Genomic DNA, 20,308 nt, shown 5'->3' with positions numbered 1-20,308 from the left:
GGTCAGTCCTCCAGGGTGGCGACGAGAACGGCCTTGATGGTGTGCAGCCGGTTCTCGGCCTGGTCGAAGACGATCGAGGCGGGCGAGGAGAAGACGGCGTCGGTGACTTCCAGGGCATCCAGGCCGTAGTTGTGCAGTACGTCCCTGCCGAGACGGGTGCCGCAGTCGTGGAGGGCCGGCAGGCAGTGCATGAACCGGACGTCCGGGTTACCGGTGAGCGCCAGCGTCTTGTCGTTGACCTGGTACGGCAGCAGCAGGTCGATCCGTTCGCCCCAGGCCTCGGCGGGCTCGCCCATCGACACCCAGACGTCGGTGTGCAGGAAGTCGGCGCCCCGGACCGCGGTCTCCACGTCGTCCGTGACGGTGATCCGGGCCCCGCTGTTCCCGGCGAGGGCACGGCAGTCGTCGACCAGCGCGGGGTCGGGCCACAGGGGGGGCGGCGCGGCGATGCGCACGTCCATGCCGAGCAGAGCCCCCATCGCCAGCAGGGAGTTGCCCATGTTGTTGCGGGCGTCGCCGAGATAGCAGTAGGCGATGTCCTCCACGGGCTTACGGCTGTGCTCGCACATGGTGAGCACGTCGCACAGGCTCTGGGTGGGATGTGCCGTGTCGGTCAGTCCGTTGTAGACGGGCACGCCGGCGTGGGCGGCGAGTTCGGTGACGAGGGTGTGCGCGGAGCCGCGGTACTCGATCGCGTCGAACATCCGGCCAAGTACGCGGGCGGTGTCGGCGACGGACTCCTTGACGCCGAGGTGGGTGTCGCCGGGGCCCAGGCAGGTGGTGGCGGCGCCTTGGTCGGCCGCGGCCCGTTCGAAGGCGCAGCGCGTGCGGGTGGACGCCTTCTCGAAGATCAGCGCGAGGTGCCGGCCGGTGAGCCGGGGTGTTTCGGTGCCTGCCCGCCTGTCCGCCTTGAGCCGGGCGGCGAGGTCGAGGAGATGGTGGATCTCCCGGGCGGTGAAGTCGAGTTCGCTCAGGAAGGAGCGCCCTCGCAGGTCGACGGTCATGGTGGTCCCCTCCGCTCGGTCAGCCGGCCGCGTCTCGCTCGATCGGGCAGCTCATGCGGCGGGGTCCGCCTCGGCCGCGACCGAGTTCGGCGCCGCTGATGGTGACGATCTCGATGCCCTGCTTGCGCAGGTGGGTGTTGGTGGTGACGTTGCGCTCGAAGCCGACGATCACGCCCGGGGCGACGGCGAGGAAGTTGCTGCCGTCGTCCCACTGCTCGCGCTCGGCGCCCCGGATGTCCTGGGGCGCGGAGAGCATGCGCACCTTGTCCAGGTCGAGGGCTTCGGACAGTGCCGTGGCGAGGTCGAAGTTCGGCCTGACGTCGAACCCGGTCGCGAGGGCGGAGCTCGGCGTGAGCGTCCAGGAGCGCAGGGAGTCGGCGAGACCCGGACAGATGGTGAAGGCGTCCCGGTCGACCATGGTCAGCACGGTGTCGAGGTGCATGTATGCCCGTGTCGGGGGCAGTTGGACCGCGAGCAGTCGCTGTGCCGTGCCCGTGGTGAACAGCCGGGACGCCAGGTTCTCCACGGCCTGTGCGGTGGTCCGCTCCCCCATGCCGACCATGACGGCGCCGTTGCCGAGGACATGGACGTCCCCGCCTTCGAGGGTGCCGACCGGGCCCTCCAGGAGCGGTGGGGTCGCGAGGGCGGCGAACATCGGGTGGAACCGGTAGACGGCCTGGGCGTGCAGGCTCTCGCGGCGCCGGGCGGGCATGGCCATCGGGTTGACCGACAGACGGTCGTACACCCAGCAGGAGTTGTCCCGCGGAAAGAGGTGGTTGGGCAGCGGGGTGAGCGCGAAGTCGTCCATGTCGAGGGCGCTCCACACCAGACTGTGCGGGGTGGCGATCCTCAGGTCGCTCTTGAGGATCCCGCCGATCAGGTACTCGGCGAGTGTCTCCCCGTCCAGCTCCGTGCAGAGCAGGCGCACGGGATCGACCAGCGCCGGGCCGACAGTGGCCGGGGTGACTACCCGGTCGAGCAGCCAGTCACGGGCGTCCGGAACGTCCAGGGTCTGGGCCAGCAGATCGGCGAAGTAGTGCACCCGGGCCCCGTGGTCGCGCAGCACCTGGGCGAAGGCGTCGTGCTCCTCGCGGGCCCGCTTGGCCCACAGGATGTCGTCGAAGAGGAGCGCGTCGACGTTGCGCGGGGTCAGCCGGGACAGTTCGAGTCCGGGTCGGTGCAGGATCACCTGGCGGAGCGGGCCGGCCTCGGAGTCGACGTGGAAGCGGTTCATGGTGTGCCTTCCCAGGGCCGTACGGGCGGATCAGTCGTGGTGGCGCAGGAAGCTCCTGCGCGGGCGGCGGGGCCGCGGGATCCGGGTGACGGGCGATGGTGTCTCGGGCGCCCGGGTCCGCGGGACCTGCGGCCCGCCGGTCACCTCGACGCCGTACTCACCACGGTCACGCTTGAGCCAGACGTAGACCGGCAGGCCGAGCAGCAGCACGAACAGGCCGTAGTAGACGGTCTGGTAGCCGCTGCCCTGGATCGACCAGTACGAGAACGCCATCGCGAGCACGGCGACGGTCCCGTCCCGGGCGAGGCGGCGGGTACTCAGGCCGCCCCGGCCTCGGGCCAGCAGCCAGTACAGCTGGGCGGCGGCCGAGAACAGATAGGGGATCACGGCCGTGAGCACGCTCAGCAGCACGATCCGGGTGAAGACGTCCTCGAACCGGGTATAGCTGAACACGGTGATCAGCGAGGCGAGCACGGTCGAGGCGACGATGCCGAAGGCCGGGACTCCGCTCGTGCCGCGCAGCTTCGCGAAGGCCTCGGGGAAGAGTCCGTCGCGGGCGGCGGCGTACGGCATCTCCGCGCACAGCATGGTCCAGCCGTTCAGGGCGCCGATACCGGAGACGATGGCGGCCACGGCGACCGCGTCACCGGCCCAGGTGCCGCCCGCGATGTTGTTGGCGGCATCGGTGAACGGCGCGGTGGAGGCGCCGAGTTCACCGTGCGAGACGGTGCCGAACACCGCGAGGGTGCCGAGGAGGTAGATGACGGCGCAGGCGAGGGTGCCGTACACGGTGGCACGCGGCACGTTGCGCTCCGGGGCGCGGACCCGGCCGGCGACCACGGAGGCGGCCTCCAGGCCGAGGTAGCTGAACAGGGCGATGGCCCCGGCGGCCGAGATCGCACCGAGGGCGGACTGGTCACTGGCGTTGAACGCGCCGAAGTTGTCGGGATCGATGAACAGCAGACCGAGAGTGGCCATCAGGATCAGCGGGACGAACTTCAGTACCGTGGTGATCACCTGGAAGGCGCCGGTGCTGCGCACCCCGCTGAGGTTGACCGCGGCCGGGATCCACAGGCCGACGAGCGCGATGAGTATCGAGATCCCGGTCCTGTGGCCGGTGTTGACGAAGACCTCGACGTAGCCGACCCAGGCCACCACGATCGCGGCGTTCCCGGCCCAGGCGGTGATCCAGTACGACCACGCGTTGAGGAACCCGGTGAATTCTCCGAAGGCCTCGCGGGCGTACACGTAGGGGCCACCGCTCGCCGGGACGCGCTGCGACAGCGCCCCGAACGTGACGGCGAGTGCGAGCGCGCCGAGCGTGACCACGGCGAACGCCACGAGGGCGATCGGCCCGTAGGGGGCGAGCGCCGACGGGAGGGCGAAGACGCCGGTGCCGATGATGCTGCCGATGACCAGCGCGGACGCGGCGGGCAGGCCGAGTTGCGTACTGGGAGCGGGCCTTGCCCCGCCCCTCGCCGACCTGGACATGGCTGTACTCCTTGTTCTTCGAAGTGCTCGAAGTGCTCGAAGCTGCGGAAGTTCCCTCCTGCTTCGATCCTTCTCCGCCACGTCCGCCGTGGTGAGCGGCCACAGGTCCCGTTGCCGGGCCATTGGTCCTGGTCCGGCCTGCCCGCTCGGCCCACGCCACCGCTCAGAGCAGGTCGAGCACCTCGGTCACGGGCCGGCGGGGCGACGCGGTGCCGGGTGTGCCGTAGCCGAGGCGCAGCACCATGTGCACGAAACCCATGCCGGATGCGGGGTCCCGGGCCAGTTCGCGCAGGTCGCGCTCTTCCAGGGCATGTGAACTCAGGGCCGTGGCCAGTCCGTTCAGTGTGGCCAGCAGCAGGACCCGCTCCAGCGCCTGCCCTGCCCGCAACCAGTCGGCGGGGCGGTCGTCGCCGGTGCCCAGGAGCGCGAGGTTCGGGGCGGTCTCGAAGGCGGCCGTGGGGCGGCCGGGCACGTGTCGGCGGCCGGCGAAGTCCCGGACCGGGGCCCGGCCGGAGCGTGGGCGCGGCCCGAGGGCGTGGTCCGGGATCCCGTCGGTGGCCTGTGCGCCCCTGTGGGTCCACCGCCGCACGTCCTCCAGGCGCTGCGGTTCCAGCGTGTCGCGTCCCTCGGCGTCCCGGACGTGGTCGAGCAGGGCCTCCAGGTGCCAGGCGCGGGGGAAGAGGAGCTGTGCGCCCTCCCGGGCGGCGGCGGCCCGCAGCGCCTGCTGGACGTCGGCCGGCAGCGGCCGGTCCGCGAACGGGTTGCGGCTGGTGTGGCGCCGTTCGATCACCGGGAACAGCGCGGACGCTTCGCGGTCGGGTGGGCCGGTGTCTCCGATCCGGACCGTGGCCAGCAGGTACGGGTCGGACGGATCGGGCAGCAGCCGGGTGTGGGTGTCCAGCCCCAGGTGCGCCGCGGCCACTCGGAGGTTGAACAGGGCCGCGCCGCAGCCGAGGTGCAGGGCGCGGTGGTCGGGATCGGTGCGGGGCATCGCGCGGCCGAGGTCGGCACGCAGTTCGAGGATGCGTCCGGCGGAGCGCCAGCAGAAGTGCCACGGCTGGGCGTTGTGCAGCGAGGGAGCGGCCGTCGCGGCCGTGACCAGCGCCGTGACGGTCCTCTCGTCGAATGGTGGTGCCTGCATGGGGCGCACCTCCCCTCAGGGTTTGCTGAGACCCACGCCGTCGGAGCGCAGCACGGAAAGACGGCGCCCGTACTCCTCCTCGTCGATCTCGCCCCGGGCGAAGCGCTCGGCGAGCAGTTGCTCGGGGGACGGTGGGACGTGGGTGCGCGGCTGCTGCGGAGTACCGGTCAGGGATCGGTACAGCAGTACGGCGACGGTGATGATCAGGGCCCAGAACAGGACCGTGCCGATCGACGTGGTGAACCAGTCCCAGCCGGTCATGTCGTGAGGGTTCCGGTACACGGCGGTCACTCCCTCTCTGTCGTGTCCTCAGGGGTGCGGGACCACGGCGACCGGGCGGTCGACGTGGTGGACGGCCGCGTGGGTGACGGGACCGGTTCGGGGTCCCACGGGCCGGTCGGCGAGCCGGTGACCGACGACGAGGAGGGAGGCACCGGACGCGGCGCGCACCAGCACGGACTGTGCACGGCCGGTGGCGACGGTCGCCAGGACCTCGACGTCGGGGTACTTCTCCCGCCACGGCCTCAGCAGATCGTCGAGGAGTTCGCGCGGGGTGTCAGCGGTGGACTCCTGCGGTTGCGGACCGACCGCTCCCCCGGGCTGCCGCGCGTACACCGCACGCAGTCGGGCGGCGCGCAGCCGGGCCTCCTCGAAGGCGAACTCGATCGTCTCCCCGCTCGGGTCGGCGACATCGACACCCACCACCACGTCGCGACAGCCGGTGCGCGTGGAAGCGCTGCCGTCCGCCGCGGGCAGGTGCTCGTCCGTGGCCTCCTCTCCGGCCCGGACCAGCACCACGGGGCGTTCGGCCTTCGCGATCACGCCCAACGCCACGGATCCCACAAGAAAACCCGTGAAGCCGCTCGGGCCGCGCGAGCCCAGCACCAGCAGGTGCGCCTGTGCGGCCGCATGCAGCAGCACCTCGGTGGCCGGGCCCCTTGCCTGCTCGTCATCGAGGCGCGTGCCGGGGCTCGCCGCACGGACACGATCCTCCGCCTGTCGCAGCACGCGCCGTGCCAGGTGGCGCTGCACCGCGCCCGCCGACGCCTCCCCGCCGGGACGCGGTCCCCGGTCCCAGGCGTGCACCAGCCGCAGCCTCCGGCCGCGGCGCTCCGCCTCACGCGCGGCCCATTCGGCCGCGGCGAGACTCTCGGCGGACCCGTCCACCCCTGCGATCACCGGCGCGAGCATGACGTACACCTCACCCCTACTCGAACTGCCTCTCATGGCCAGCCTCGCGTACGGCGCCGTCGGCCGGTATGGGCTGCCTGGGGCTGTCCGAGGGCCTTCCGGCCCCAGGAGGGCTCGGTGAGCATCCGTCACCGGGTCCGGCCGCCCTCCGTCGGGCCGGCTGCGGCCGCTCGTGGACGGCCACTGTCCTGCTCGCCGACGACGGAACGCACAGCCTCGGGCGGGGTCCTTGCCGCGTGCGCCCCAGAAAGCCGGCGTCGTCCGGGCGGCGCGGAGGGCCGGGGCACGTGCTCGACCAGGTGCGCGCCGCAGGCCGTGTGCCCTGCGTCGGCGAGAACCACCGCCCGCGCCCCGCACCAATGGCTCGGTGCGTCGGGTCGGTCGCGAAGGCGAAGCCGGGTCACACCTGCTGGGGCACTATCGCCACCGGGCAGCGCGCGTGGTGCAGGAGCGTGTGGCCCACGCGGCCCAGTTGCAGGCCGAAGTGACCGGTCCGGCGGCGGGCTCCGACGATCACCAGGTCCGCCGCGGCGGAGCGGTTCAGCAGGACCTTGCGGGCCGGGCCCTCCACGGTGTGACGGTGCACCTGGATTCCGGGGTGGTCGGCCACCGCGTCGTGCAGCAGGGCGTCGAGCTGCGCCACCGCGCGCTCCTCGTGGAGATGCGCCGGGTCCTCGGCCGGCCGGGGCTCGTCGGCGCTCTCGTGCGCGGGGCAGCGCCAGGCGCGTACGACGTCGAGGACGCCGCCGCGGGCCTCCGCCTCACGAAAGGCGAACCGCGCGGCCTCGGCGCCGGACGCGGGCTCGCCCGCGCCGAGCAGGATCCGTGCGTGCGTTCCCTCCACACCGGCCTTGTCACCCCGGACCACGATCACCGGGCAGTGTGCCCGGGCCGCCACGGTCAGACCGACCGAACCGAGCAGCAGGCCCTTCAGCTCGCCGCGTCCACGCGAACCCGTCACCAGCGCGGAGGCTTCGTGTCCCGCACGCAACAGCGCGTCCACCGCTTCCTCGGGAACCACGTCCGCGGACACCTTCACCTCGGGATTGCGCCGCTGGACGCGCTCCACGGCGGTCCCCACGATGTTCTCCGCCATCACCTGCTCGGACGGACGGTCGGGATCCGTCGACGACACGACGTCCTCGTAACGCTCCCACAAGGAGGCGTACACCAGCCGCAGCGGCAGGCCCTGCCGGGCCGCTTCGTCCGCCGCCCAGTCGAGCGCGACCAGGCTCGAGTCCGATCCGTCGACCCCCACGACCAGGGGCAGCTCCATCGTCCCCACCACCTTTCGTCGGACCGCACGGGTGTGCGGCACAAGGCTCCACGTTCACCGTCGCGCCGGTGACCGGACTCTGCCAGGGGCCGTTCGGCTCCCGCGTGGGACAAGGGGAGCGAGCCCCCGCTCGCCAGGGCCACTCGGCCCGCTGACCTGCCCGCTCAGCCCCTGGGCCGGATCGAGCTCCGGCCGGACACTGCAAGCGAAACAGCGAAGGAGGACACACCATGAAAGCCACGAAGATCGGCTCTGTGATGGTCGGGGAGGTAGTCACCGTCGACCGCGGGACCCCGTTCAAGCAAGTCGCCCGCGTGCTGGGCGAGCACCGCATCAGCGGGGTGCCGGTCGTAGACGAGGACGACAAGGTCCTCGGGGTGATCTCGGAGACGGACCTGATGCTCCGGCAGGTCCAAAGCTCACAGGCCCACTCGTGGCTCGGCCGGCTGCGCCGCGGTGTCCGCAGGTCCGTGGCGAAGAGCCGTGCCCGGACCGCCGGTGGACTCATGTCGGCGCCGGCAGTGACCGTGCGGGCCGACGACACCGTTCCCGAGGCCGCCCGGCTCATGGCCCGTCGCCGCGTCGAACGGCTGCCCGTGGTGGACGAGGAGGACCGGCTCGTCGGCATCGTGACCCGCCGCGATCTCCTGGAGGTCTTCCTGCGCAGCGACGAGGAGATCCGCCGGACCGTGGAGCAGGAGGTGCTCCTCAACACCCTGTGGCTGGCTCCGCAGAACATCGATGTCTCCGTCCGCAACGGTGTGGTGACCCTCGCCGGGGAGCTGGAACGCCGCAGCGAGAAATCCGTCGCACTGCGCACGACAGGGCGGGTGGACGGAGTCGTCGGCGTGGTCGACCGCCTCACGTACCGGCTCGACGACACCCGGCTCCAGCCGGCCGAACAGGCTCTGCACGGCGTGGCCGGTGACTGGCTGCGCACGTTGTGACCCCTTGTCGGGCGCACTGAAGATTGGAGACAGCCATGGTTCCTCTCCTGCTGATGGGAGCCGCCGTCCTGGGTGCCTGCCTGGTGTTCGGGTACAGCTCGTTCGTCGTCGGCTTCTTCCTGATGGCCGCCGGCGTCCTGGGCCTGATCGCGTTCATGGCGACGCCGGGCGTGGTCCGGCGGCCCGGTGAGCATGAGGTGGTCATCGAGAAGCACTTCATCGGTGACGGCGACGACCACCGTCACTACCGCACATGACCGGGGTTCCGGCACACACCAGGGGCCGACCGGCACCGTATCGGTGCCGGTCGGCCCGGGCGGTTGCCGGCCCTCCCGAAGCACCGTGTCGGCAGGAGCGACTTCCCGGGAGGCGGCCATGACCGATCACGCCGACGGCGGCGACCGCATCGTGGTGGGTGTCGACGGTTCCGACGCGTCCCGGGCGGCGCTGCGCTGGGCGGCTCAGCAGGCGCGTCGGCTCGGGGCGGAGGTCGTCGCCGTGCACGCCTGGGCTCCGGCCTCCCTGGCCCCCTACGCCTGCGTGCGTGCCCGTCCCACGCGGGCGGAGCAGCGGGAGCGGGCCGCGGAACTCCTCGCCGCCGCCGTCCGGGAGACCTTCGGCCCCCGGATCGACCCCGCGGTACGAGCCGTCCTGGTGGAGGGTGTTCCCGCGCGCGTCCTGGTCCGGCAGGCGCGCGGCGCCCTGCTGCTGGCCCTGGGTCTCAGCCGCCCCGGGCCGGACCGACTGCTGCCCGCGGTCGGACCGGTGGCACGTGAGTGTCTTCGGCACTCCCCGATTCCCGTGGTGACGGTGCCGTCCTGCGGCCGGCCCGCGGCACCGCTGCGGGCCGTGGGGACACACGAGGTCGTCGCATAGCCGACCGGGGGAGCCGGCCCCCTCCGAAACCCGGTCCCCCGGTCGTCGCTGCCTCGGCGGTCCGGCGCCCGGCAGCGGGTCTCACCGACTCACGGGTGTTCTCAGTGGCTCACGGGAGTGCGGTGGTCCTTGGCCGCGGGCCGGGGCCGGACCTGTGCGGTCGGCGGTGTGGGCGGCATCTGCGCGCGGCGCCGTGCGATCCGCAGCGCGAGCGCGTCGAAGAACGCGGTGAGGACGATGGTCACGCCCATCGCCGCGAACAGCAGGAGCACGAACCTCTCCCAGAACTCCGGTGTGAGACTGGTACCCACGGTCCTCTCCCCCTCACGAATCGGCGTCGTTGTCCTCATGTCTCCAGCCAACTCCGCCCTGACCGCCGGCGCATGAGGCGACCGGCCCGTTCACAGGGCCGCAGCGGCCCTTGAACCGGGGCCGACGGCCTCATGTCACCGGACCAGGACCCGCTCGCCCGAGCGGGGCACGACCGCGGTCCAGCCCAGGGAGCGGTCAATGCGGTCGCGCAGTGCGGCGGCTGCCTCGGGCTCACCGTGCACCAGGTAGGTGACGTTCGGGGCAGGGGCGACGCGCAGACGGGGTGTGCGGCCCGACAGTTGTCCGACCGCACACCCACTCCGACCGCTCACCGCGGCGGGCGCTCAGCCCTGCTGCACGGGGATAGTCCTGGTCTCCGTCTTCACCTCCGGGACCGGAACCATGATGGTGAGCACGCCGTCCTTGTACTCCGCCGTGGCATCGTCACCCTTGGCTCCGGCCGGGAGCCGGACGGAACGGGTGAAGGTCCCGTAGCGGAACTCGGTGTGGCGCTTGTCCTCGGTCTTCTCGGTCCGCTCCGCGCGCAGTACGAGCACCCCCTCCGTGACGGTGATCTCGACGTCCTTCGCGGGGTCGACGCCCGGCAGCTCCGCACGCAGGACGTACGTGCCGTCCGTCAACCGCTCCTCGATCCGGATACCGTGCGTCCCCGGCGCGGTGTGCGCCACGGGAAGTCCGGTCTCGACCCAGCCGAACAGGTCGGGCAGTGCCGGCCAGCCGCTGAGCCGCTCGATCATGCCGCTCATGTCACCCTCCTCTTCGCTCTTGACGACTCAAGCGTCGCGCGCGAGGACGGGTACGCGCGTGAGCCGACCGGCCCCGCGAAGGACCCGGTCGGCTCTTTCGCCCGGTCATGCCGCTGCCCTTCCACCGGAGCGGTCGCGCCCTCCACCGCACGGGGCATGTCCTGCGATCCCACCGGTCATGTCCGTCCCCCGCTCGGCGCGACGCGCGCCCACTCCGCCTCCCAGTCGCGCATCCGCCGACGGTCCAGCCGCAGCCGGGCCAGCCGGCCGCAGCCGAAGGCAACGGCGCCGGTACCGACCGCGACCAGCACGCCCGTCAGTGCCGACTGCAGACCCGCCTGGTCGGCGGTGAGCGGTGCGCGCACCAGGTCGCCCTGGCGATCGATCCACACGGTGACCGAGCTCCCCTTCGCGCGACCCGGTTCGGTCCGGGTCAGTCCGGTGTGTGCGGAACCGTCGGGGGCCGTCCAGCACACCTTCGCGTGCACCGTGCCACCGATGCCGTCCTCCGTCACCGCGGGGGTCGCGTCCGCGTCCTTCGTGAGGACCGCCGACACGGCGTGCACGGCGGCTCGCCGGGTGGCGAGGTCGTCCTCCATGGCCGCGCCCGCCGCCTCTCCCGCGAGCAGGCCACCGGCCAGGGCCACGATCCAGGTGGCCAGGACGATCCAGCCCTCCACCCTGTCACTGCGCCGGCGGAGCGGGTTGGGCCGCCACCGCCACAGCAGCTTCCTCTTCACACGCGTACGCCTCGTCCCTGCCATGTGCCGACACCCCCTCTCCCTTGCTCTCGCACCGTCTCGTGCGCGGACGACCCTCCGAAGGGGGCCGTCCGGGCACGTCTGTCAGGAAGAGCGGCCCTCCGACGGCACCGCCCGGACCTCGGCCGCGTCGGCGGTCGGCCTGTCCTCGGGGAGATCCGGGTCGAGATCCGGCCTGCGGGGTGCGCCCAGGAGTGCGCAGTCCACATCGACCACTCCTTCCACGGCCCTCACGAGACGGGCCGCCACGGGCACGATCGAGGTGTCCCGCACCAGACCGGTCAAGGTCACGACGCCGTCGTGCGCCGCCACCCGGATCGGCTCCTCGGGATCGGGGAAGAGGAATGCGACGACCTGGTGACGAACCTCGCTCGCGATGTCCTCGTCGTCCCGCAGGAACACCTTGAGCAGGTCCGAACGGCTCACGACGCCCTCCAGGACTCCGTCGGCGTCCACCACCGGCAGCCGCTTGACCCTGCCGCGCGCCATGATCCGCGCCGCCCGGGCCAGGGTCTCGTCGGCCCGGACGGTGACAGCGGGGGCCGTCATCAGCTCTTCGGCGGTGCGTGCCCCGGCCTTGGCCAGGTCGGTGAGACGGCGCAGCCGGGCGTACCGGTCCGGATCGCGCGTTCACCGAGAAGTACCCGAAGGAGATCTTCGACCTGGTGCTCGGTCTCAACCGCTGGGTGCTGCGGGTCGCCGTATATGTGGCCCTGATGACGGACCAGTACCCACCGTTCCGCCTGGACATGGGAGGCACGGAACCGGACGGACCGGAGCCGCGGGACGCCTCGCCCGTTACCCCCTGAGCCCGCGACACAGGCCGTTCGGCACCGGGCAGGGGACTGGCGGCCCCTGCCCGGTGCGCCCATGCGCACGGATGCTGGAACCGGAGGGGGCCGCAGGAGAAAACATGGGACATCGGATCAGGGAGGTGTTGACCGTGCTTCGTCCGATTGTCGTAGGTCTGGACGGTTCACCTGAAAGCCTCGCGGCCGCCGACTGGGCGGCCCGGGAGGCCCTGCTGCGCGGACTTCCGCTGCGCCTGGTCCATGCCTGGGAGGGGCTGCCGTCCGACGCGGCCGACCTTCCCGAGCTCGAGGTGCCGCGCTACTGGGCCCGGCAAATCCTGCGCACCGCCATGGACCGCCTCGACGAGAAGTACCCGCAGTTGCCTCTGAGTGGGGACCAGATCGCCCGGCCTGCGGCCGACGCACTGGTCATCGCAGGCGCCGAGTCCGAACTGCTGGTCCTTGGCAGCCGCGCGTTCAGCGGTATCGGCGGCTTCATGGCCGGATCGGTGGCGTCGGCGACAGTGGCACACACGGAACGGCCCGTGGTCCTCGTACGGGCCGGCACGACCACCGAGGAAGAGCACCTTCCGGACGCGGCGGGACGGCCCTCGGCCGTCACCCCGTACCGTGCCGTCGTGGTCGGCCTCGACCCGGCGCACTCGTGCGAGGAACTGCTCGCGTTCGCCTTCGAGAGCGCCGCCCTGCACACGGCACCCCTGCGGGTGCTGCACACCTGGCAGTTGCCCTACATGCCGGTTGCGGCCCAGGCCAAGGCGCGCAGGGCACTGCGGGGGACCGCCACTCGGCGGCTGGACCGGGTGCTCGGCCCCTGGCGGGAGAAGTATCCCGGCGTCGAGCTGCACGCACTGACCGAGGAGGGCCGCCCGGCACAGCGGCTGCTGGACGTCACGAAGGACGCCGGCCTGCTGGTCGTCGGACGCCGGATCCGCCCGGCGGTGCTTGGCGCCCACACCGGGCCGGTCGCGCACGCGGTGGTGCATCACGCCCGCTGCCCGGTTGCCGTCGTACCGCACGAGTGACGGGGAACGCACCCTGTCCGGACCCTCGGTGAGGCCGTCCGGCCCCTGAGGGACCCCGCGGTGTCCGAGGCAGGACGGAACAAAGCCGTCTGGAAGGAGGGCGTCGTGTTCCAGGTACGGATTCACGGTCGTGGCGGACAGGGTGCCGTCACAGCCGCGGAGCTGCTGTCGGTGGCGGCGTTCATGGAGGGCCGGTACGCCCAGGCCTTCCCCAGTTTCGGATCCGAGCGGACCGGCGCCCCGGTGATGGCGTTCTGCCGCATCGACGACCGGCCGATCCGCGTGCGGGAGCCGGTGATGCGGCCGGACGCCCTGGTGATCCAGGACCCGACGCTGCTGCACCAGGTCAACGTCTTCGACGGACTGCACCCCGGAGGCGTTGTCCTCGTCAACTCACCTCTCACGGCAGCGGAGTTGGACCTTCCGGAGCTCGTGGACGCCGACCGTGTCCTGACCGTCCCGGCGACGGCTCTGGCCATGCGCCACTTCGGCCGTCCGGTGCCGAACGCCGTCCTGCTGGGCGGCCTCGCCGCGCTCACCGGCTGCGTGGGGATCGACTCGCTCGCCGCAGCCGTACGGGAACACTTCCCGGGCCGGCTCGGCACCGCCAACGCGGACGCCGCCCGGGAGGCGTACGAGCACGTCAAGCACCTGCGGGAGGAGCCCGTCCATGCTGAAACAGACTGAGGGTTCACGTGCGGTCGCGGAGGCCGTCGCGTGCTGCCGGCCGGAAGTGATCGCCGCGTATCCGATCTCGCCGCAGACCCACATCGTGGAGGAGCTCAGCCGGCTTGTGAAGTCCGGTGCGCTCGACCCTTGCGAGTACGTCAACGTGGAGTCCGAGTTCGCCGCGATGTCGATGTGCATCGGCGCCTCGGCGGCCGGCGCCCGTACCTACACGGCGACCGCGAGCCAGGGCCTGCTGTACATGGTGGAGGCCCTCTACAACGCCTCCGGGCTCGGCCTGCCGATCGTGATGACGGTGGCCAACCGGGCGATCGGGGCGCCCATCAACATCTGGAACGACCACAGCGACACCATGTCCCAGCGCGACTCCGGCTGGATCCAGTTGTACGCGCGCGACAACCAGGAGGCCGCCGACCTGCACCCGCAGGCGTTCCGGCTGGCCGAGGAGCTGTCCCTGCCGGTGATGGTGTGCATGGACGGCTTCGTGCTCACCCACGCCTGGGAGCGGATCGAGGTGCCGGAGCAGGCACAGGTGGACGCGTTCCTGCCGCCGTACGAACCCCGTCAGGTCCTGGACCCCGAAGAGCCGGTCTCGATCGGCGCCATGGTCGGACCGGAGGCCTTCACCGAGGTGCGCTACCTGGCCCACGCCAAGCAGATGCAGGCCCTGGAGCTGATCCCGCGGGTCGCCGCGGACTTCCGTGAGGTGTTCGGCCGGGACAGCGGCGGCCTGGTCCACCCGTACGCCTGTGAGGACGCCGACACGATCGTGGTGGCCCTCGGGTCCGTGCTGGGCACGGCCTGCGACGTGGTGGACGAGATGCGCGAGGACGGAATGCGGATCGGAGCGCTGGGGATCACCTCCTTCCGTCCGTTCCCACTGGACGCGGTACGGGCCGTACTGTGCGGTGCCCGCCGGGTCGTGGTGCTCGAACGGGCCCTCGCAGTCGGCATCGGCGGCATCGTCTCGGCGAACGTGCGGACCGCCCTGTCGGGCATCCAGCTGGAGGGTCACACGGTGGTCGCGGGGCTCGGCGGCCGGCCGATCACCAAGGCGTCGCTGCACCGGCTGTTCGGCGACGCGCTCGGCGGGCGACTGGAGCCGCTGACGTTCCTGGACCTCGACAAGCCGCTGGTGGAGCGGGAGTTGGCGCGGATGGCGCGGACCCGGAGGTCCGGTCCGTCCGCGGAGAACATCCTGCGCGATGTGGGGAGCAACCGATGAGTGCGACACCGCAGGTGAAGTTCTACCAGGTCGGCAGTCACGCGGCCGGAAACCGGCTGCTGGCGCCGGAGTTGCGCGCCGACCAGGCTGACCCGGGCCGTTCCAACGCTCTCACCTCGGGCCACCGCGCCTGCCAGGGCTGCGGCGAGGCGCTCGGCGCCCGGTACGTCCTGGACGCGGCACAACGAGCGGCCGGCGGCAAGGTGATCGCGGTCAACGCGACCGGCTGCCTGGAAGTGTTCTCCACTCCGTATCCGGAGACCTCCTGGCAACTGCCTTGGCTGCACTCGCTGTTCGGCAACGCGCCGGCCGTGGCCGCGGGTGTCGCCGCCGCGCTGCGCGCCAAGGGCCGTACCGACGTCCGGGTGGTCGGCCAGGGCGGGGACGGCGGCACCGTGGACATCGGACTGGGCTGCCTGTCCGGCATGTTCGAGCGGAACGACGACGTCCTGTACGTCTGCTACGACAACGAGGCCTACATGAACACCGGCGTGCAGCGTTCCGGTGCCACTCCCCCGACCGCGCGCACGGCGACCACGCAGGCGGTGGGCACGGACCCGGGCGCCCCGTTCGGGCAGGGCAAGAACCTGCCGCTGATCGCGATGGCCCACGAGATCCCGTACGTCGCCACGGCGACCGTCGCGGGCCTGCGCGACCTGGAGGCCAAGGTGCACCGGGCGATGGAGCTGCGCGGCGCCCGGTATCTGCATGTGCTGGTGCCCTGCCCGCTGGGCTGGGGCACGGCGTCCTGCGACACGGTGCGCATTGCCCGGCTCGCCGAACAGAGCGGTCTGTTCCCGGTGTTCGAGGCGCGCGACGGTGAGGTCACCGATGTCACGCCCATCCGGCGGCGGGTCCCGGTCGAGGACTATCTGCGCCCGCAGAAGCGGTACGCGCACCTCTTCGAACCCGAACCGCGCACGGAGGTCATCGCCCGCCTCCAGCGGGCCGCCGACCGCAACATCGCCCGCTTCGGTCTGCTGGAACCCACGCGGGCGCACGAGGAGGCGTCGTCATGAAGGAGAAGCCGTTCGCCATCACCCTGGACGTGGGTTCCAGCCTGGCCAACCGCACCGGGGCCTGGCGGACCGAGCGTCCGGTCTACGTCGACCGGATGCCGCCGTGCAACCAGGCGTGCCCGGCCGGGGAGAACATCCAGCAGTGGCTGTTCCACGCGGAGAGCGGCGACTACGAGTCCGCGTGGCGGCAACTGATGCGCGACAACCCGCTGCCCGCCGTGATGGGCCGGGTCTGCTACCACCCGTGCGAGACGGCCTGCAACCGGGTCCAGGTCGACAACGCGGTCGGCATCAACGCGGTCGAGCGCTTCCTCGGCGACGAGGCGATCCGGCGCGGCTGGACGGTGCAGGTGCCGGAGGACACCTCCGGCAAACGGGTCCTGGTCGTCGGCTCCGGACCCGCCGGACTGTCGGCCGCCTACCATCTGCGGCTGCTCGGCCACGAGGTGACGATCCGTGAGGCTCAGGACAGGCCCGGCGGCATGATGCGCTACGGCATCCCGCGCTACCGTCTGCCGCGCGAGGTGCTGGACGCCGAGACCGACCGCATCCTGGCTCTGGGTATCACGCTGGAGCTCGGGCGGCGCGTCGACGACGTGCTCGCCGCACAGCGCGAGGGCGGTTTCGACGCGGTGTTCCTGGCGGTGGGAGCCGGTATCGGCCGCCGCGCGTACATCCCGGCGGGCGACAGCGCGCGCATCCTCGACGCGGTGGCGCTGCTGGCCGGTGTGGAGGCCGAGGAGCGACCCCTGCTGGGGCGGCGGGTCGCCGTCTACGGTGGCGGCAACACGGCCCTGGACGCGGCCCGCACCGCCCGCAGGCTCGGCGCCACCGACGCCGTCGTGGTCTACCGGCGTACCAGGGACCGCATGCCCGCGCACGATCTGGAGGTCGCGGAGGCCCTGGAGGAGGGTGTGCGGATGAAGTGGCTGTCCACGATCAAACACGCCGACGGCGGGCGGATCACCATCGAGCGCATGGAGCTGGACGAGACCGGATTCCCGCAGCCGACGGGCGAGTTCGAGGAGCTTGCCGCCGACTCGGTGGTCCTGGCACTCGGCCAGGACTCCGATCTGTCGCTCCTCAAGGACGTGCCGGATCTCGCCGTCGACCACGGGACGGTACGGGTGGCCGACGGGCTGATGACGGGCCATGAGGGCATCTTCGCCGGTGGCGACATGGTGCCCGCCGAGCGGACCGTCACGGTGGCCGTCGGACACGGCAAGAAGGCGGCGCGGCACATCGACGCGTATCTGCGGGGCACGACCCACGAGCCCGGCCCCCAGCACGCGCCGGCCGACTTCGAGCGGCTGAACACCTGGTATTACTCCGACGCCCCGGCGGCGGTGCGGCCCACCCTCGCGCTGGCCCGTCGGGTCTCGACCTTCGACGAGGTGGTCCAGGGACTCGACCAGTCCACCGCCCTCTTCGAGGCCCGGCGCTGCATGTCGTGCGGGAACTGCTTCGAGTGCGACAACTGTTACGGCGTCTGTCCCGACAACGCCATCACCAAGCTGGGGCCCGGCAAGGGCTTCGCGATCGACCTCGACTACTGCAAGGGCTGCGGGCTGTGCGCGGCCGAGTGCCCGAGCGGGGCGATCGACATGGTGCCGGAGGAGTGACGCGCGCGCCGCGTGAGTGGGCCCCCGGCGTTCGCCGGGGGCCCACTCACGCGGCCGTCAGCCGACGAACTCCCCCACGGCCGCCTTCAGTTCGCTCAGTCCCTTCTTCGCGTCGGTGAAGAACATGCCGGTCTTGGGGTCGGTGTAGAGCTCGTTGTCGATGCCCGCGTAACCGTGGCCCATCGACCGCTTGATGACCACGACACTCCTGGCCTTGTCGACGTCCAGGATCGGCATCCCGGAGATGGCGTTGCCGGGCTTGCGGGCGATCGGGTTGGTCACGTCGTTGGCGCCGATCACCAGGGCGACGTCGGCCTGCGGGAACTCCGGGTTGATCTCGTCCATCTCCTTCAGCTGTGTGTACGGCACGTTCGCCTCGGCCAGCAGCACGTTCATGTGTCCGGGCATGCGCCCCGCGACCGGGTGCACGGCGTAGCTGACGTCGATGCCGTGGTCGGTCAGCAGCTTGGCCAGATCACCGAGTTCGTGCTGGGCCTGGGCGGCGGCGAGGCCGTAGCCGGGGACGAAGACGACCTTGCTCGCGTACGCCAGCTGGACCGCCACGTCGTCCGCGGACACCGGGCGCACCTGGGCCGGAGCCCCGCCCGTGCCGCCCGCCGCCGGTGCGCTGTCGCCGGTGCCGAAGCCGCCGACCATGATCCCCGCGATCGAGCGGTTCATGGCGTCGGCCATCAGCTTGGTGAGGATGCCGCCCGAGGAGCTGACGAGCATGCCCGCGATGATCAAGGCGGACTCGTCGAGGACGAAGCCCGCCATCGCGACCGCCGACCCGGTGAAGGCGTTCAGCAGGGCGATGACGACCGGCATGTCGGCGCCGCCGATGGGCAGCACCAGGGTCACGCCGAACAGGAGGGCCACGACAACCAGCCCGTACAGCGCCGTACGGGAGTCCGGAGCCAGCACCAGCCAGATCGAACCGGCGACGAAAGAGGCGGGCAGCAGCACGTTCAGCAGCCGTGCCCCCGGGAAGACGACCGGCGCCCCGGACACCAGGCCCTGGAGCTTGCCGGCCGCGACCAGCGACCCGGAGAAGGTCACCGCGCCGATGACGATGTCCAGAGCGCCCGGCAACGAGGTGCGCGCACCCGCGTTCTCGAGGCGAAGCAGGTCGTTCACGGCGATCAGCGCCGCGGCCCCGCCGCCGACGGCGTTGAAGAGGCTGACCAGTTGGGGCATGGCGGTCATCTTGACCTCTCGGGCGGCGTAGAGCCCGAGGGCCGCGCCGACGAGTCCGCCCGAGACCAGCACGAGCCATCCGGTGCGGCTGATCGTTCCTTCGTCGGCGACCAACCACACCGTGGCGGCGATCGCGAGGGCCATGGCCCCGGCCGACAGGGTGTTGCCGCGGCGGGCGGTACGCGGGTGGTTCATCAGGTGCAGGCCGAGCACGAAGCAGGCGGCCGCGGCGAGGAAGACGTAGTGGACGGTGTCGGAGACGTTCATGACGGTCACACCTCCTTTCCGGTGGGCGACTTGGCCTTCTTTCCGGTGGGCGGCTTGGCCTTGAACATCTCCAGCATCCGGTCCGTGACGACGTATCCGCCGACGACGTTCATCGCGCCGAACACCATGGCCACGAAGGCCAGGACGTAGCCGAGCCAGGTGTGCGACTCGGCCGCGATCAGCATGGCGCCGATGACGACGATGCCGTGCACCGAGTTCGAGCCGGACATCAGCGGGGTGTGCAGGGTCGCCGGGACCTTGCTGATGACCTCGATGCCGACGAGGACGCTCAGCACGAACACGGTGATCGCGGTGAGGAGATCGAGTTGGTTCATGACGACGTTCCTCCCATCAGGGCCCCGGTGATCTCGTCGGCCGGGTCGAGGACCAGTTCGCCCTCGCGCACCAGGTGGCGCAGCAGGGCGACAAGATTGCGGGCGTAGGCGGTGGACGCGGCGGTGGCCATCGCGGAGGGCAGGTGTCCGGCGCCGATGAGGGTGACGCCGTTGTCCAGCACCTCGGTCTTGTCGAGCTCACTGCCCTCGACGTTCCCGCCGAGTTCCCCGGCGGCGAGGTCGACGACGACCGAGCCGGACCGCATCCGCGCCAGGACTGCCGCGGTGACCAGCAGGGGCGGCCGGCGTCCCGGCACCTGGGCGGTGGTGAGGACGATGTCGGAGCGGGCGATGTGGTCGTCCAGTGCGGCCCGCTGGGCCTTCTGCTCCTGGGGAGTCAGCTCCCGTGCGTAGCCGTCCCGTTCGGTGCCCGGTTCCTCGTGTTGAGGGCTCTGGACGTCGAGGAACCGGGCACCCAGTGACTCCACCTCCCCTCGGGAATCGGGGCGCACGTCGTACGCCGTGACGACGGCACCGAGGCGGCGGGCCGTGGCGATGGCCTGGAGGCCTGCCACTCCGGCACCGAGGACGAGGACTTGCGCCGGGCGCATGGTGCCCGCCGCGGTGGTCAGCATCGGGAAGAAGCGGTCGTAGGAATCGGCGGCCAGCAGGGCCGCCTTGTAGCCGGCGATGTTCGCCTGGGAGGTCAGCGCGTCCATGGACTGGGCGCGGCTGAGGGTGCGCGGCAGCAGGTCGAGGCTGACCGTGTGCACTCCGCGCCGGTACAGGTCCTGGGCCAGGGCGGGCTGCCGGAGCGGTTCGAGCAGGCCGATCAGCGTCTGCCCGGCGCGGAGCGCCTCGGCGGCCTCCGGTGCGGGCGGTCCCACGCACAGCACGGCGTCGGCCCGCGCGTACAGCTCGTCCGGCTCCACGACGGTCGCTCCTGCGGCGGTGTAGTCGGCGTCGGTGAACCAGGCTCCGGAGCCGGCCCCGGTCTCGACCAGGACGTCGATCCCGGCGCGGCGCAGAAGGGTGACGGCCTCGGGGACGAGGGCGACGCGACGTTCGCCGGGTGCCCGCTCCCGTACGGCCCCTACGGTGACGGTGGCCATGATCTGCTGC

At 71.7% G+C, this 20,308-nt stretch carries 22 protein-coding genes and 2 pseudogenes; 9 read left to right on the top strand and 15 right to left on the bottom strand.

What is annotated here, in order from left to right; translation table 11 throughout:
- Window positions 1-2: 2 nt before the first annotated feature.
- The 7 genes from argF to RKD20_RS41025 form a co-directional block, all read right to left on the bottom strand.
- Entirely contained in the window at window positions 3-1,004 is a 1,002-nt protein-coding gene (argF, locus tag RKD20_RS41055; RefSeq protein ID WP_424882145.1) for an ornithine carbamoyltransferase, read from the bottom strand.
- Window positions 1,005-1,023: 19 nt separating this feature from the next.
- On the bottom strand, window positions 1,024-2,238 hold the full coding sequence (locus RKD20_RS41050; protein WP_424882144.1) for an arginine deiminase: 1,215 nt from the start codon (window positions 2,236-2,238) through the stop codon (window positions 1,024-1,026).
- A 30-nt stretch (window positions 2,239-2,268) separates the two neighbouring features.
- A complete protein-coding gene (locus tag RKD20_RS41045) occupies window positions 2,269-3,729 on the bottom strand; it encodes an amino acid permease (RefSeq protein WP_424882143.1) in 1,461 nt (486 codons plus the stop codon).
- Between the two features lie 163 nt (window positions 3,730-3,892).
- Window positions 3,893-4,870, bottom strand: a complete 978-nt coding sequence (locus RKD20_RS41040; protein WP_424882142.1) for an Acg family FMN-binding oxidoreductase — start codon at window positions 4,868-4,870, stop codon at window positions 3,893-3,895.
- A gap of 15 nt (window positions 4,871-4,885) precedes the next feature.
- Window positions 4,886-5,152 (bottom strand): SHOCT domain-containing protein, encoded by a 267-nt coding sequence (locus RKD20_RS41035; protein ID WP_424882141.1) that lies wholly within the window; start codon window positions 5,150-5,152, stop codon window positions 4,886-4,888.
- 27 nt (window positions 5,153-5,179) lie between these two features.
- Window positions 5,180-6,061: a universal stress protein gene (locus RKD20_RS41030; protein ID WP_424882140.1), complete on the bottom strand. Its 882-nt coding sequence runs from the start codon at window positions 6,059-6,061 to the stop codon at window positions 5,180-5,182.
- A 400-nt stretch (window positions 6,062-6,461) separates the two neighbouring features.
- Window positions 6,462-7,337, bottom strand: coding sequence for a universal stress protein (locus RKD20_RS41025; protein ID WP_424882139.1), 876 nt, complete (start codon window positions 7,335-7,337; stop codon window positions 6,462-6,464).
- Between the two features lie 230 nt (window positions 7,338-7,567).
- On the opposite strand from RKD20_RS41025, the gene RKD20_RS41020 reads away from it, so the two are divergent.
- The 3 genes from RKD20_RS41020 (at window position 7,568) to RKD20_RS41010 (ending at window position 9,160) form a co-directional block, all read left to right on the top strand.
- Window positions 7,568-8,284: a CBS domain-containing protein gene (locus tag RKD20_RS41020; RefSeq protein WP_424882138.1), complete on the top strand. Its 717-nt coding sequence runs from the start codon at window positions 7,568-7,570 to the stop codon at window positions 8,282-8,284.
- A gap of 35 nt (window positions 8,285-8,319) precedes the next feature.
- Window positions 8,320-8,541, top strand: coding sequence for a hypothetical protein (locus RKD20_RS41015; RefSeq protein WP_359824058.1), 222 nt, complete (start codon window positions 8,320-8,322; stop codon window positions 8,539-8,541).
- A 118-nt stretch (window positions 8,542-8,659) separates the two neighbouring features.
- Complete coding sequence (locus tag RKD20_RS41010) at window positions 8,660-9,160, top strand: universal stress protein (RefSeq protein ID WP_424882137.1); 501 nt, start codon at window positions 8,660-8,662, stop codon at window positions 9,158-9,160.
- A 101-nt stretch (window positions 9,161-9,261) separates the two neighbouring features.
- Here RKD20_RS41010 and RKD20_RS41005 read toward each other — a convergent pair whose 3' ends face one another.
- The 5 genes and pseudogenes from RKD20_RS41005 to RKD20_RS40985 form a co-directional block, all read right to left on the bottom strand.
- A complete protein-coding gene (locus tag RKD20_RS41005; protein WP_424882136.1) occupies window positions 9,262-9,471 on the bottom strand; it encodes a hypothetical protein in 210 nt (69 codons plus the stop codon).
- 135 nt (window positions 9,472-9,606) lie between these two features.
- Window positions 9,607-9,804, bottom strand: coding sequence for an MBL fold metallo-hydrolase RNA specificity domain-containing protein (locus RKD20_RS41000; RefSeq protein ID WP_424882135.1), 198 nt, complete (start codon window positions 9,802-9,804; stop codon window positions 9,607-9,609).
- Window positions 9,805-9,816: 12 nt separating this feature from the next.
- Complete coding sequence (locus RKD20_RS40995; RefSeq protein WP_424882134.1) at window positions 9,817-10,239, bottom strand: Hsp20/alpha crystallin family protein; 423 nt, start codon at window positions 10,237-10,239, stop codon at window positions 9,817-9,819.
- 176 nt (window positions 10,240-10,415) lie between these two features.
- Entirely contained in the window at window positions 10,416-11,003 is a 588-nt protein-coding gene (locus RKD20_RS40990) for an Rv1733c family protein (RefSeq protein ID WP_424882133.1), read from the bottom strand.
- Window positions 11,004-11,084: 81 nt separating this feature from the next.
- Window positions 11,085-11,624, bottom strand: a pseudogene (locus RKD20_RS40985) (CBS domain-containing protein); the annotation flags it as partial.
- A 2-nt stretch (window positions 11,625-11,626) separates the two neighbouring features.
- On the opposite strand from RKD20_RS40985, the pseudogene RKD20_RS40980 reads away from it, so the two are divergent.
- From RKD20_RS40980 to RKD20_RS40955, 6 genes and pseudogenes are all read left to right on the top strand, one after another.
- A pseudogene (locus RKD20_RS40980) lies at window positions 11,627-11,809 on the top strand (DUF4389 domain-containing protein); the annotation flags it as partial.
- A 134-nt stretch (window positions 11,810-11,943) separates the two neighbouring features.
- Window positions 11,944-12,834, top strand: coding sequence for a universal stress protein (locus RKD20_RS40975; RefSeq protein WP_424882132.1), 891 nt, complete (start codon window positions 11,944-11,946; stop codon window positions 12,832-12,834).
- Between the two features lie 60 nt (window positions 12,835-12,894).
- Entirely contained in the window at window positions 12,895-13,521 is a 627-nt protein-coding gene (locus RKD20_RS40970) for a 2-oxoacid:acceptor oxidoreductase family protein (RefSeq protein WP_424882131.1), read from the top strand.
- On the top strand, window positions 13,505-14,746 hold the full coding sequence (locus RKD20_RS40965) for a transketolase C-terminal domain-containing protein (protein WP_424882130.1): 1,242 nt from the start codon (window positions 13,505-13,507) through the stop codon (window positions 14,744-14,746). The genes RKD20_RS40970 and RKD20_RS40965 overlap by 17 nt, the downstream gene beginning before the upstream one ends.
- Window positions 14,743-15,765, top strand: coding sequence for a thiamine pyrophosphate-dependent enzyme (locus tag RKD20_RS40960; RefSeq protein WP_424882129.1), 1,023 nt, complete (start codon window positions 14,743-14,745; stop codon window positions 15,763-15,765). Before RKD20_RS40965 ends, RKD20_RS40960 begins: the two co-directional genes overlap by 4 nt.
- Complete coding sequence (locus RKD20_RS40955) at window positions 15,762-17,387, top strand: NAD(P)-binding protein (protein ID WP_424882128.1); 1,626 nt, start codon at window positions 15,762-15,764, stop codon at window positions 17,385-17,387. The genes RKD20_RS40960 and RKD20_RS40955 overlap by 4 nt, the downstream gene beginning before the upstream one ends.
- 57 nt (window positions 17,388-17,444) lie before the next feature.
- Here the strand turns inward: RKD20_RS40955 and RKD20_RS40950 are convergent, their stop codons facing one another.
- Genes RKD20_RS40950 through RKD20_RS40940 form a run of 3 tightly spaced genes read right to left on the bottom strand, consistent with a single transcriptional unit; the run spans window position 17,445 to window position 20,298 of the window.
- Window positions 17,445-18,851 (bottom strand): NAD(P)(+) transhydrogenase (Re/Si-specific) subunit beta, encoded by a 1,407-nt coding sequence (locus RKD20_RS40950; RefSeq protein WP_424882127.1) that lies wholly within the window; start codon window positions 18,849-18,851, stop codon window positions 17,445-17,447.
- Between the two features lie 5 nt (window positions 18,852-18,856).
- Window positions 18,857-19,186 carry an NAD(P) transhydrogenase subunit alpha gene (locus tag RKD20_RS40945; protein ID WP_424882126.1) on the bottom strand — a complete coding sequence of 110 codons (330 nt, stop codon included), beginning with the start codon at window positions 19,184-19,186 and terminating at the stop codon, window positions 18,857-18,859.
- A complete protein-coding gene (locus RKD20_RS40940; RefSeq protein WP_424882125.1) occupies window positions 19,183-20,298 on the bottom strand; it encodes an NAD(P) transhydrogenase subunit alpha in 1,116 nt (371 codons plus the stop codon). The genes RKD20_RS40945 and RKD20_RS40940 overlap by 4 nt, the downstream gene beginning before the upstream one ends.
- Between the last annotated feature and the right edge of the window lie 10 nt (window positions 20,299-20,308).

Source organism: Streptomyces sp. SLBN-8D4, from assembly GCF_049739545.1.
Lineage (GTDB): Bacteria > Actinomycetota > Actinomycetes > Streptomycetales > Streptomycetaceae > Streptomyces > Streptomyces canus_C.
This window is presented reverse-complemented; position numbering and strand designations above follow the sequence as displayed.